This is a genomic window from Rhizobium sp. ZX09, from assembly GCF_017357485.1.
GTDB classification, from domain to species: domain Bacteria; phylum Pseudomonadota; class Alphaproteobacteria; order Rhizobiales; family Rhizobiaceae; genus Agrobacterium; species Agrobacterium pusense.
In genome coordinates this window covers 193,834-205,942 of record NZ_CP031364.1, presented here as the reverse complement: position 1 = coordinate 205,942, position 12,109 = coordinate 193,834, and the positions used below count along the sequence as shown (strand labels likewise).

General features: G+C 60.9%; 10 protein-coding genes. 1 reads left to right on the top strand and 9 read right to left on the bottom strand.

Translation table 11 applies throughout. The features are described from left to right. Nucleotide 1: 1 nt before the first annotated feature. The 8 genes from iolD to BTN45_RS15590 all read right to left on the bottom strand — a co-directional run bounded on the left by iolD (nucleotide 2) and on the right by BTN45_RS15590 (nucleotide 9,629). Nucleotides 2-1,828, bottom strand: coding sequence for a 3D-(3,5/4)-trihydroxycyclohexane-1,2-dione acylhydrolase (decyclizing) (iolD, locus tag BTN45_RS15625; protein WP_207589920.1), 1,827 nt, complete (start codon nucleotides 1,826-1,828; stop codon nucleotides 2-4). After that, nucleotides 1,825-3,741: a 5-dehydro-2-deoxygluconokinase gene (iolC, locus tag BTN45_RS15620; RefSeq protein ID WP_022562728.1), complete on the bottom strand. Its 1,917-nt coding sequence runs from the start codon at nucleotides 3,739-3,741 to the stop codon at nucleotides 1,825-1,827. Before iolC ends, iolD begins: the two co-directional genes overlap by 4 nt. A 205-nt stretch (nucleotides 3,742-3,946) precedes the next feature. Next, nucleotides 3,947-4,762, bottom strand: a complete 816-nt coding sequence (locus tag BTN45_RS15615; protein ID WP_207589916.1) for a MurR/RpiR family transcriptional regulator — start codon at nucleotides 4,760-4,762, stop codon at nucleotides 3,947-3,949. A gap of 273 nt (nucleotides 4,763-5,035) precedes the next feature. Beyond that, nucleotides 5,036-5,752, bottom strand: coding sequence for an ABC transporter ATP-binding protein (locus BTN45_RS15610; RefSeq protein WP_004445152.1), 717 nt, complete (start codon nucleotides 5,750-5,752; stop codon nucleotides 5,036-5,038). Continuing rightward, a complete protein-coding gene (locus BTN45_RS15605) occupies nucleotides 5,733-6,497 on the bottom strand; it encodes an ABC transporter ATP-binding protein (RefSeq protein WP_004445150.1) in 765 nt (254 codons plus the stop codon). Before BTN45_RS15605 ends, BTN45_RS15610 begins: the two co-directional genes overlap by 20 nt. After that, the gene (locus tag BTN45_RS15600; RefSeq protein ID WP_004445148.1) at nucleotides 6,494-7,501 is read right to left on the bottom strand and encodes a branched-chain amino acid ABC transporter permease; all 1,008 of its coding nucleotides are present in this window, start codon (nucleotides 7,499-7,501) and stop codon (nucleotides 6,494-6,496) included. Before BTN45_RS15600 ends, BTN45_RS15605 begins: the two co-directional genes overlap by 4 nt. Before the next feature lies 1 nt (nucleotide 7,502). Then, nucleotides 7,503-8,366 (bottom strand): branched-chain amino acid ABC transporter permease, encoded by an 864-nt coding sequence (locus BTN45_RS15595; RefSeq protein WP_077986930.1) that lies wholly within the window; start codon nucleotides 8,364-8,366, stop codon nucleotides 7,503-7,505. Nucleotides 8,367-8,456: 90 nt separating this feature from the next. Then, a complete protein-coding gene (locus BTN45_RS15590) occupies nucleotides 8,457-9,629 on the bottom strand; it encodes an ABC transporter substrate-binding protein (protein WP_004445145.1) in 1,173 nt (390 codons plus the stop codon). Nucleotides 9,630-9,969: 340 nt separating this feature from the next. Between BTN45_RS15590 and BTN45_RS15585 the strand changes: the two genes are divergently transcribed. Beyond that, nucleotides 9,970-10,344 carry a hypothetical protein gene (locus BTN45_RS15585; RefSeq protein WP_006700227.1) on the top strand — a complete coding sequence of 125 codons (375 nt, stop codon included), beginning with the start codon at nucleotides 9,970-9,972 and terminating at the stop codon, nucleotides 10,342-10,344. A 26-nt stretch (nucleotides 10,345-10,370) separates the two neighbouring features. Here BTN45_RS15585 and BTN45_RS15580 read toward each other — a convergent pair whose 3' ends face one another. Beyond that, nucleotides 10,371-12,104 carry a M14 family metallopeptidase gene (locus BTN45_RS15580; protein ID WP_207589915.1) on the bottom strand — a complete coding sequence of 578 codons (1,734 nt, stop codon included), beginning with the start codon at nucleotides 12,102-12,104 and terminating at the stop codon, nucleotides 10,371-10,373. Nucleotides 12,105-12,109: the final 5 nt, after the last annotated feature.

The following is a 12,109-nucleotide window of genomic DNA, read 5'->3' as shown; positions in this document are numbered from 1 at the left end:
CTTACTGTCTTTCCTTGACATGGTTTTCATAACGGGCGCGCGCCGGGCCGATTTCGGCGCGGTCTGAGACTTCAGGCACCGCGACATCCCACCAGTGGCCACCGGCTCTCGGGGTCGGATAGGGGTCGGTATCGATGACAATGACGGTCGTGCGGCTGGATGCACGGGCGGCGGCGAGGGCCTCTTCCAGTTCGGTTATGGTGGAAACCTTGCGTGCATCCGCGCCCATCGAGCCGGCATGGGCGACGAAGTCGATGGCGATGGGATTGACGTTGGTATGGGCGTAGAGGTTGTTGAACTCCGCGCCGCCGGTTTCCATCTGCAGACGGTTGATGCAGCCGTAACCCCTGTTGTCGGTAATGACGAGCGTGATCTTCACGCCCATGGCGACCGATGTGGCAAGCTCGGAATTCATCATCATATAGGAGCCATCGCCGACCATGACGATCACGTCCCGGTCCGGTTCCGCCATCTTGATGCCGAGACCGCCGGCGACCTCGTAACCCATGCAGGAGAAGCCGTATTCCATGTGATAGGAGAGCGGCAGCTTGGATTTCCACAGCTGGTGCAACTCGCCCGGCATGGTGCCTGCGGCGCACATCACGACGGTATTGTCCCGCGACTGGCGCTGGACAGCGCCGATCACCTGCATGTCGGTAGGCAGGCTGTTTGCGTGTTCCTCGCCCGGAGCCGCCGTATCGGCATCGGCCTTTTCGAACCATGCTGCCTTCAGGCCGGCATCCGGCGCTGCAAAACGGTGAGCGCCGAGGGCTGCGGAGAGTTTTTCAAGGCCGATTTTGGCATCCGCCGTCAGGCTGATTGCATCGTGCTTGGCGCTGTCATAGGGCTGGACGTTGAGTGCCAGGATCTTGCGGTTCGGGTTCTTGAACAGCGCCCAGGAGCCGGTGGTGAAGTCCTGAAAACGGGTGCCGACACCAAAGACCAGATCGGCCTTTTCGCTGATGATGTTGGCGCTTTCGGCACCGGTAACGCCAACGGGGCCGAAATTGAGATCGTGATCCCAAGCCAATGCTGATTTACCAGCCTGCGTTTCGACGACGGGGATGGAGTGGGTTTCGGCAAAGCGCTTCAGCGTCTGCGTTGCGCCGGCGAAATGAACGCCGCCGCCAGCAACGATGATGGGGTTCTTCGCGGCCTTCAGCGCCGCGACGGCCTCTTCGAATTCCACCACATCGGGCTCGGGGCGGCGCTGGCGCCAGACCCGCTTTTCGAAGAAGCTTTCGGGATAGTCGTAGGCTTCCGCCTGTACATCCTGGCAGAAGGCGAGCGTGACGGGGCCGCAATCGGCAGGGTCCGTCATGGTGCGCATGGCGCGGGGGAGGGCGGTGAGCAACTGTTCCGGCCGCATGATGCGGTCGAAATAACGGCTGACAGGACGGAAGCAGTCATTCACCGTCATGGTGCCGTCGCCGAAATCTTCGAGCTGTTGCAGCACGGGGTCCGGGCCACGATTGGCGAAGACATCGCCGGGGATCAGCAGGACCGGCAGGCGGTTGACGTGGGCCAGCGCTGCCGCCGTCACCATGTTTGCCGCGCCGGGGCCAATGGAAGAGGTGACCGCCATGGCGCGACGGCGGCGCAGCTGCTTGGAATAGGCAATGGCCGCATGGGCCATGGACTGCTCGTTCTGGCCGCGATAGGTCGGCAGTTCGTCGCGGATGCCATACAGTGCTTCGCCGATGCCGGCGACATTGCCATGGCCGAAAATTGCCCACATGCCGGCAATATAGGTTTCGCCATGTTCATTCATCTGCGCTGCCAGGTAACGAACCATGGCCTGCGCAGCCGTCAATCTTACTGTCTTCACGCTGCCTCTCCCTTTTTGGCGCGCGCCTCATCCCAAATACGGCACAGGCTGGTGTAACGCTGCGCCATATCCTTGACCGCTTCCTCGTCGGTCATCTTGCCCGAGAGCCAGCCGCGGGCGGCGTCGGCAAAAATCGTGCGGCCAACGGCGAAACCTTTGACCAGATCGAAGCCAGCCGCAAGGCGGAAGCTTTCTTCCAGTTCACTCTGCGGTGCGTCGAGACCGAGAACGACGATGCCCCGCACGTAAGGGTCGTTGCGATGCACGGCGTCGCAGGCATTTTTCCATGCCGCGGTGGTTTTCATCGGCTCCAGTTTCCACCAGTCGGGGTAAACGCCGATCTCGTAAAAGCGCTCGATGATGCGGGCGGCGGTCAGATCGTCGGTCGGGCCGACCTTGGAGGGAATGATCTCCAGCAGCATTTCCAAGCGGTTGCGCCGTGCGGCTTCAAACAGCCGTATCACGGTCTCTTCCTGCGCAGCGCGCATCTCATCGGTGTCGTCGGGGTGATAGAAACACAGTACCTTGACGACATTTTCGAGCGGCCATTCGGCAAGCCCGCCAAAGTCCTTGCCGAGATCGGGTTCCAGCGTCAGCGGGCGCGAGCCCGGCCATTCCACCGGACGGCCGATCCAGAGGCCGGAGCCGCTGGCGGCAAACAGCGCGTCACGTCCAAGGCGTCCGTCGCAGAGAATGCCGTAACCCGGTTCCCCACCGGAAACTTTTTGCGCGGCCTGGAGGCAAAGCTTCTTGAAGGCGCCGATCTGTTCATGCTTGACGCCAAGCTCGTCGGCGATCGCTTCCAGCTGCATGCGATGGTCGAAAGCGAAGACGCGCATGGTTTCCCAATCGCCCTTGCGGTTAGTGGACCAGTGCACCTGCTCCAGCGCCTCGTCCTTGCGCAGCGCCTTGTTGCGAATGCCGGCCTTGAAGAAATATTGCAGCTCTTCCCAGCTTGGATAGGCAGGCGTGCAGCCGTGGCGGGAGACGGCAAAGGCGCCGCAGGCATTGGCGTATTTCAGCGTTGTCGGCCAGTCTTCGCCGCGCAGCCAGCCGCGAAACAGTCCGGCCATGAAGCCGTCGCCAGCGCCCAGAACATTAAAGACCTCGATCGGGAAACCTTCGCCTGTCTGCCCGTCATCCAGGCTTGCGGGAATATCCCCGGTGAAGACCGAAGCACCCATCGGGCCGCGCTTGCACACCAGCGTCGCATTCGAAACCTTGCGCACGGCATTTAGTGCGGCCAGCGTATCTGTCGAGCCACCGGCAATGTGGAATTCTTCTTCCGTGCCGACGATGAGATCGAAGAGATGCAGGGTGGATTGCAGCTTGGCGGTGACCTTCTGCGATTCCACGAAACGGCTCTCGCCATCGCCATGGCCGGCCACACCCCAGAGATTGGGGCGGTAATCGATATCGAGCGCGGTTTTTGCACCATTTTCGCGGGCAAGTTTCAGGGCCTTCAGCACGGCCGCTTCCGTTCTTGGATGCGACAGGTGCGTGCCGGTGGCGCAGACGCAAGCCGCCTCGGCAATGAAGGCGGGATCGATATCGTCTTCGCTCAGCGCCATGTCGGCGCAGTTTTCGCGGTAGAAAATCAGCGGGAACTGGTTCTGATCACGAATGCCGAGCAGCACCAGCGCGGTCAGGCGCTCCGGGTCGGTTTTCACGCCGCGCACGTCAACGCCTTCGCGCACCAGCTGTTCGCGGATGAAGCGGCCCATGTGCTCGTCGCCGACACGGGTAATGACGGCGCTGTTCAAACCGAGGCGGGCGGCGCCGGCTGCGATATTGGTGGGCGAACCGCCAATATATTTGGCAAAGGAGGCCATGTCCTCCAGACGGCCACCGACCTGCGACCCATAAAGGTCAACAGACGAGCGCCCGATCGTGATGAGATCAAGTTTTTTCAAAAGGTTCCTCCTTAGCACCGCACGCTGGCGCGGTCTGCCTCATATGTGTCGAGCGGATCAGGCAACCATGCCGCCAGCTATCGCCATCCCCGCTCCGGTGAGCCTCCTCCGCTCACATGGCCCGTCACGAGAAGGACAGTCGTGGAATGTCCGTTTCATGAATTTGGATCATAAATTCTATTTTTTCCGTTTTCAATAAAAATATTCAGGCCGTCTTGCGTGTTCCCACAGCCACGGCAAGGGTGATGGCGAGACAGAGCGTGGCCGAAAGGGAGCGGAAAGCGCCGAAATCGATCTCTGTAACCGTCAGCAGCGTTGCGCCGGATTTCCTTAGCGGATTGACGGCGGAATCAGACATGGCGACAACCGGAACGCCCTTGGCGCGGGCCGTTTCCGCCAGTTCCAGTGTCTCGGCAGAGTAGGGGGAAAAGGTGATTGCGATCAGCGCGTCGTCGCGGGAAATCGCACTGATATTGCCGAGCCCGCCCACGGCGCTATGCAGAACCGCCGGCACCTTCATCTTCTCGAAGGCATAGGCCAGATAGCTGGCAATGGGGAAGGACCGCCGCAGGCCGACGATATGCACGGTGCGCGCCTTGGCCAGCACGGAAACCGCCTCATCGAGCTGTCGGGTGTCGACCGATTTCAGCAGCATTTCCAGCGACGAGCGGCCGGCTTCCACGAATTCGGCAAGCAGGCCGGACGCGCTCTCATCGCCCTTTTCGCGCAGATGATCGAGCCGCGTGGCATAATCCGGCCAGCCGCCGACATAGGAATCACGGAACAGGCGCTGCATTTCTGAAAATCCGGAAAAACCCATGATCTGGCAGAAACGCATGAAGGCCGAGGGTTGCACGCCGGCACCTTCAGCCATTTCGGCGACGGTGGAAACGGCGATTCGATCCTGATTGGAGGCGACATAATCGGCACATTGCCGCAATCGTTTCGGCAAACCCTCCGCCACCTGGAGCAGCCGCTCCTCAAAAGCCTTTACGGAGTCTGGCGCCTCGATTGCCGTCATTGTCGTTCCCTGGTGCAGATTGAAATCGTGTGCACTTTAACTGCAATGGAATTTTTATTCCATTGGGTTTTTCGGAGGAAGGGCAGATGAGACGGCGGGGGCTTTGTGTGATCGGTCACCCTCCGTCGCTCCGGCCTCAAGCCGGAATCCAGCCGACGCGCGTCGGCGCGGCGCGAAGGGTCTCTTCACCCCAAAGACTTGGGGTGGCTGGATGCCGGCTCAAGGCCGGTATGACGGAGATTATATATGAACGCGCAATGGCGATGCGTTGGCTTAGTGCAGCCCACCCACGCCTAGATGCGTATCGATAATATCCGGGTTCTCCACCAGTTCGCTCGACGGTCCGTCCCAGACGATGCGGCCGCGTTCCATGATGATGGCGTGGTCGGCGAAGTCGATGGCCATCTGGATGCGTTGTTCGACGAGAAGAATGGTCATTTCGCCGGATTGGGCAAGCTTGGAGAAGGCGGCCATCAGCTCTTCGCAGATGACGGGGGCGAGGCCTTCGAGCGGTTCATCGAGCAGCAGTACCCGCGGCTGGCCGAGAATGGTGCGGGCGGTGGACAGCATCTGCTGTTCGCCACCGGAAAGTTGCGAGCCGAGATTGCGGCGGCGCTCCTTGAGGCGCGGAAACAGCGTGTAGGCTTCCTCGATCGCCGATTTCGGTCGCCCCTTGAGGCCCACGAACAGGTTTTCCTCCACCGTCAGCGTCGGAAACACGTCACGGGTCTGTGGCACGTAACCGAGTCCGGCCTTGGCGCGCGCAGCACTTGGCAGGGTGCCAATCTCCTGCCCCCCGATGCGGATATCGCCGGAAAAACGCTTCGTCTGGCCGGCCAGCGTGGCGAAGAGGCTCGTCTTGCCGACGCCGTTGCGGCCGAGCACGGCGAAACGCGAGCCCGATGGCACGGAAAGCGACAGGCCCTCGATGACCCTTGTCGGGCCATAACCGGCCGTGAGGTTGACGATTTCAAGCGGCGCTGCGGGCATCGGCGTAACTTCCCAGATAGGCTTGGCGGACTTCCGCATTGCTGGTGACATCATCAGGCGAGCCGTCGAAAATGACGGCGCCGGCGGCCAAAACGACGACGCGCTTGGCAAAACGGAAGACCAGATCCATGTCGTGTTCGATCATCAGGATCGCGAGGTCGGATGGCAGCCGGTCAAGCGCCTGTTCGATGCGCGCGGTTTCCGTGGAAGGCACGCCGGCGGCCGGCTCGTCGAGCAAGAGGATTTTCGGGCGAAGCGCCATGGCAAGCGCGATCTCGATCAGCCGCTGCTGGCCATAGGCGATTTCGCGCACCTTTGTTTCAGCGAGGGCCGTGAGGCCAAGCGTGCCGAGAATGTCGCGGGCTTCGCCCATCACGGCAGGCATGGCACGGTAACGGCCGAAAATCCGGCCGGTCTTGCCCTCACGCTGGAGAATGGCGAGCGCCACGTGCTCCTCTGGCGTCATGTCCTGAAACAGCCTGGTAACCTGGAAGGAACGTACGAGCCCGCGTTTCACGCGCTGGCTGGCGCTGAGGCCCGTCACATCCTCGCCGGCGATGCGCACCGTGCCGGCTGACGGTTTGATATTGCCGGTGACGAGATTGACAAAGGTCGTCTTGCCGGCGCCATTGGGGCCAATGAGTACCGTCCGGTCTCCCGGCGACAGCGACAGCGAGACGTTGTTGGTGACGACGAGGCCGCCGAAATTTTTCTGCAGACCGGAGACTTCGAAAATGGCGCTCATTTGCGACCTCCCCGGAGACGCGCGATGATCTGTTCGCCTGCGCCATAAAGGCCGCGCGGCGCGAAGAGCACGACGGCGATCAGCAGCAGGCCGACAATGGTGAGCCAGTGAAACGGGTTGGCGGCGGAAACCACGTCTTCAAACCACATGAAGGTGACGGTGCCGATCAGCGCGCCATAAAGGGAACCCGCGCCACCGAGCACCAGCATGACCAGCCCCTCGGCCGATAGCGTGAAGCTGAGGCTGTCCAGGCCGACGACCTGCGTGGAGATGGCGTTGAGCGCACCACCAATGCCGGCGACGATGCCTGAGATAACGAACATCTTCAGGATTGTGCCATTGACGGCGCCGCCCATGGCCTGAATGCGGATGCTGTCCTGTTTGACGCCGCGGCACAACATGCCGAAGGGTGAATTGACGACCACCTTTAGAGCGAGGAAGACGACAAGCAGCAGGCAGACACCATAGATATAGGCGGTGCGGCCGAAGAGGTCGAATTCGAAGGTGCCGAACAGCGCGTCCGGCGAAACGCCGGCAAGACCGTCGCTGCCGCCGGTCCAGCCTGAAGCCTTGTTCGCCGCCTCGTGGAACAGGTGGATGACGGCGATGGATAGCACAAGCTGTGGAAGCCCGTGGGCACGCAGCAGCACCGCGCCGGAAAGCAGCCCGGCCACGCCGCCCGCAGCCGCGCCGATGGCGGTCATGAGAAGCGGATCGGTGATTTCAAAATGGGCGGCGGCGATGCCGGCGGCATAAGCGCCGGCGCCGAAGAGGGCGGCATGGCCAAGCGTGGCGACGCCGCAATAACCGGTGACCAGATCGATCGACAGCACCAGAAGCGCAATGGCTATGATGCGTGTCAGAAGCGCCAGATTATCCGGAAACAGGTAATAACCGGCAACAGCGGCGGCGATGATGAGGAGCGGCCCCGCGAGCGCGCGCAGTGGTGAGCGCGCCTTCGGAATGTCTGCCGTTTCAGTCACGTCGTTCATGAGCACCGCCATCTCATTTCGCCCTTCCAAGAAGGCCGCGCGGGAACAGCGTGATGATCACGATGACCGCCAGATAAAAGAAGAATTCGCCATATTCGGGCGCAAGATATCGCCCGGTCGTATCGATGGCGCCGAGCAGCAGACAGGCGATCAACGCACCGGGAATGGAGCCCGCGCCACCAACGGAAACCACGACCAGAAAGGTGACCATGTAGCGCAGGGCATAATAGGGTTCCACCGGCAGCAGTTCCGCGCCGATGACGCCGCCCATGGCGGCTAGTCCGACGGCGATGGCGAAGCTGACGGCATAGATGATTTCGGTGCGCACGCCGAGGGCTGCGGCCATGGCGGCATTATCGACCGCCGCGCGCAGCTTGATGCCGAAGGCGGTCTTTTCAAAGGTGAACCACAGCGCGCCGGCCACGGCAAGACCGCAGACAATGGCGAAGATGCGGTGGGTGGCGATGGTGCGGAAGCCAAGATCGGTGGGGCCGGCCAGCTGCTGCGGCAGCGGAATGGTCTTCAGCGTCGGGCCGAAAACGAAGTTTGCGATGCCAATGATGCAGAAGGTGATGCCGATGGTCATCAGCACCTGTGTCAGTTCCGGCGCGCCATAGATGCGGCGATAAAGGAAACGTTCCAGCGGTATGGCGATGACGATGGTGCCGACGATGGCGACGAGGATCGCAGCCGCATAACCGAGACCCAGTCCGTGGGCGGCATAGGAGGCGAGATAACCGCCGATCATGGCGAAAGCGCCGTGCGCCAGATTGACCACACGCATCAGCCCCATGGTGACCGAAAGGCCGATGGAGATGATGAACAGGACCATGCCATAGGCAAGCGCATCGATGAGGATGCTGAAGACCGTCTGCATGATGAAGAAACTCCTCCCGGTGCTGCAATGCCCGTCCGGGCCGGAAACGGGCCGCCACTGGCGGCCCGGCAATATTGTCCTGTCTGGCCGTTACTTCGCGGCGGCGAGACCCGGATCGCCCTGTTTTTCGAAGGTCTGGACTTCCTTGTTGTAATAGCTGCCGTCATCGGCCTTCGCTACTTCGCGCAGATAGATGTTCTGCGTGATGTGGCGGCTTTCCGGGTCGATGCTGACCGGGCCGCGCGGGCTTGTCCAGGAAAGGCCCTTGACTGCCTCAACCGCCTTTTCCGCATCCTGCTTGCCGCCAGTGGCCTCGATCATCTTGCTGATGACATACATGCCGTCAAAGGCGCCGACGGAAGGGAAGGAGAGTTCCTTCGGATTGCCGATTGCCTTGGTTGCGGCTTCCACGAAGGTCTTGTTCTCGGGTGAATCATGCGAGATGGCATAATGGAAGGTCGTCTGCATGCCGAGTGCGGCTTCCCCGAGCGCCGGCAGATCGGATTCCTGTGTCAGATCACCCGGCGCGAAGAGCTTGACGCCTGCGGATTTCAGGCCGTTGTCGTTGAAGGCCTTGACGAAACCGAGCGTGGTCGGGCCCGATGGCAGGAAGGCGAAAACACCCTGTGCGCCGGAATCCTTCACACGTTGCATGATGGGACTGAAATCATTGGTGGAAAGCGGCATGCGGATGGTTTCAACCACTTCGCCGCCGGCAGCGGTGAAGGCCGCCTTGAAAGCATTTTCGGCATCGACGCCCGGGCCATAATCGCTGACCAGTGAGATGACCTTCTTCACGCCGCCGTCAAAGGCCACCTTGGCGATGGGGGTGGAAGTCTGCCAGGTGGTGAACGACGTGCGCACCACATAGGGGCTCTTGGTCACGATGGCCGAGGTGGCGGCATTCATGACCACCATCGGCACGTTGCCCTGCTTCAGCAGGGGTGTGACGGCCATGGCGTCAGGGGTAAAATAGAAGCCGGCAAGATATTGCACGCCTTCCTTCACCACCAGCTCCTGCGCCAGTGCCTTGGATTGCGCCGGATCGGCCTGCGGCACATCGCGATAGACGACCTCGACCGTGTCATTGCCGACCTTGTTACCGTGAAGGGCAAACCAGGCGTCGATGCCGGCCTTGAAGTTCTTGCCCTGCAGCGCAAACGGGCCGGAGAACGGGCCGACAACGCCCACCTTGATCGTTTCTGCATAAGCGGCAGAGCTGAAACAGATGGCCGCTATCGCCACGGTGATCCGAAATTTCATGGTTTCCTCCAAATTCGCCTGTGGCTCCCATCCACCGGTCCAGGCTGCCAGATTGATGATTAAGAATATCAAAGTAAAATGAAATAAGGGGGGTAATAAATAACCTGACGGTTATCAATACCGCGCCTTTGACGCCTTGCCCATATCGGATCGGGAAATCAGCCCGGCGCCTGCCCCTTTTTTCAGCTCCACATCGCCTTGGTCTTCGCGGTCTAACAGTTCGGGGCAAATGTCGCCTGCAACCGCGCGACCGGCCGTCCCGCAACCAGAGCTTTAACCAGTTCTAAGGGGATTTTTCGTAGTCTCCCCAAGCATATTTAGAACGTTATTTGGTGTCTTGATGGGCGAATATCAGAATAAAGCTGTTGAGCTGATGCGCAATCGCGTTGGAGAAAACAGGCTCAACAACCGGATCGAGCGTCGTGAAGCATTTCTGCGCAAGGCGCTGACGCTTTATCATGCCATGGGTGGTGCGATGGAGGATGTGGAAGCGGCCGTCAAGGACGCCGTGTCATCACCTGCACCGACCATCGACGTGGCCGTTGGCGACGTGATGTACAAGCTGGCCGCCATCGGCCATGTGGCCGATCTCGATATTATCCAGGCGGGATATAACAAGCTTGATGCCGCCAACCTGCATATTCTCAGCAAGGGCAAGAAGCTGCTGCAAAAACAGCGCGATCAGAAACTGGCTGCGACAACGCCGGGGAAGTGAACCGCCCGCTCGGGGCGGTTGCCGTATCAGGCCACTTGCGGCGACAGGATTTCCTGCCAGGCATCGTAGGCGGACAGCACCGTTTCCATTTGCGCGGTGTGGCCAGTGATGAAATCCGTGCCATAGATGGTTTCGTCGGGATATTCGGTGATCAGCGTCATCGGCACGGTGTGGCGGTCATCGATGGACGACAGGCACGGAAAGCCGTTGATGATGCGGAAACCGGTTTCGCCGGCGTGGATTTCATAAAGCGCGATCTGTCGGTTGTTGTAATCGAGCAGGCCGGGAATGGCGCCGAGATGACGGGTCACCCGGTCGAGCAGGGCTTCGGCCTGGCTTTCCCAGTCCGCATGGTGGCGGATAATGAGGAAGAAACCCTTCGGCAGCGTCCACATGGCGAAATTGCGCGGCACATAACCGGATAGAGGTCGGGTCCACTCATGCGAGGGATAACCGTGCAGGTTCACATGCAGGCTGGCGCCGCTCATTTCCTGCGCCTTGAAGCGGATTTCCTTCTCGTTGAGATGGCTGCCTGAATTTTCCAGCGTGCGATATTCGAGGTCATCGCCGAGTGCCGTGTAGCGCGCGGCATGGTGCATATGGCGCGGATTGTCGACGCGCAGGCGCTGGTGCAGGGCATAACCGTCAGGGTTTTCCAGCGGAGAAATCGTGAAATGCGCGCCCTTGCGTGCGACGAGTTTGCGGGCGGCGCGGATGGCGCCGACGATGCCCGTCGTCTCGTTGGGGTGCTGGCCGCCGCTGATCATCACCGCGGCATCGCTGCCGGCGACATAACGGGCGGAAAGGACGCGGCCGGAGCGGGAGCGCGCCTGGAATGGCTCGCCGCCGATTTCCTCAAGCAGCCCTGCGAGCTGGCCTGCCGCAACCGGTTCGCGCGCCTCATCGATCGGTTGCTCGCCGCCATCGAGGAAGGCGGTTGTGAGCGGGCGGGTCTCGATGTGAAGGGTGATCTCGCCTTCGCTTTTGACGATTTCCGGTACGATCTGGCCGGGCTTGAGGCCACGGTCACCCAGCGGCCGACCGGATTTTTTCTGAAAGAACTCCAGCAGCGAGAAATAGAAATCCTCGTGCAGCGCTTCGCGGAGGCTGACGACCTCATCACCAACGGAAAGAGGCAGATCTTCTGCCGGATGGGTAACACGGATGTTCAGTTCCTCGAAATAGGGCTCTTCATCGCCCCAGCCGTGGTTGGCGACGGCACTGATTGCCGCTTCAAAAAGCTGTTCGTAATCCGTCTCCAGTCGCTCGCCCGAGGCATCACCGGCAAGCCGGAACCAGCCGGTTGGCGAGACATTGGTTTCGCCGACGATATCGGTATGAACCCGGTTCGGAGCCAGAACCTTCAGAGTTTCCGTCTTGCCACGGCGGCTCAGCGTCACCTCATAATGGACACTGCCGTCCTCGCGGGCGATGAAATCCAGCTTCGCATCGCCCACCAGCGCCGCCAGCGGATAGGCCTCCAGCCGGAAACGGTTGGAGGGGGCGTTTTCGTGCACCGGGTAACGCACTTCGATGGCGTCGACGCCATCCAGATTGATCTCTTCCAGAAAGGTGAAGAGAAGCGGCTTGTAGGCGCTGCGGATGCGGGCGCAGATGCCTTTTTTCTTCAGCCTCTCTTCAGTCTCGCGGCGGCTTTTGGCGTCATCGAAGGTCCATGCCTCGAAGGACTGGCCGGGCTCGGCTTTGGCGACAAGCGCGTCCAGCGTGCGTTCGAAGGTCTGGTCGAAAATCTGGCTCATCACGG

What these genes read in the sequence shown, in the direction of transcription:
- BTN45_RS15615 (WP_207589916.1), bottom strand. Translation starts at nt 4,762, where the DNA reads ATGACGGCAATCGAGGCGCCAGACTCCGTAAAGGCTTTTGAGGAGCGG.
- BTN45_RS15610 (WP_004445152.1), bottom strand. Translation starts at nt 5,752, where the DNA reads ATGCCCGCAGCGCCGCTTGAAATCGTCAACCTCACGGCCGGTTATGGC.
- BTN45_RS15605 (WP_004445150.1), bottom strand. Translation starts at nt 6,497, where the DNA reads ATGAGCGCCATTTTCGAAGTCTCCGGTCTGCAGAAAAATTTCGGCGGC.
- BTN45_RS15600 (WP_004445148.1), bottom strand. Translation starts at nt 7,501, where the DNA reads ATGGCGGTGCTCATGAACGACGTGACTGAAACGGCAGACATTCCGAAG.
- BTN45_RS15595 (WP_077986930.1), bottom strand. Translation starts at nt 8,366, where the DNA reads ATGCAGACGGTCTTCAGCATCCTCATCGATGCGCTTGCCTATGGCATG.
- BTN45_RS15590 (WP_004445145.1), bottom strand. Translation starts at nt 9,629, where the DNA reads ATGAAATTTCGGATCACCGTGGCGATAGCGGCCATCTGTTTCAGCTCT.
- BTN45_RS15585 (WP_006700227.1), top strand. Translation starts at nt 9,970, where the DNA reads ATGGGCGAATATCAGAATAAAGCTGTTGAGCTGATGCGCAATCGCGTT.
- BTN45_RS15580 (WP_207589915.1), bottom strand. Translation starts at nt 12,104, where the DNA reads ATGAGCCAGATTTTCGACCAGACCTTCGAACGCACGCTGGACGCGCTT.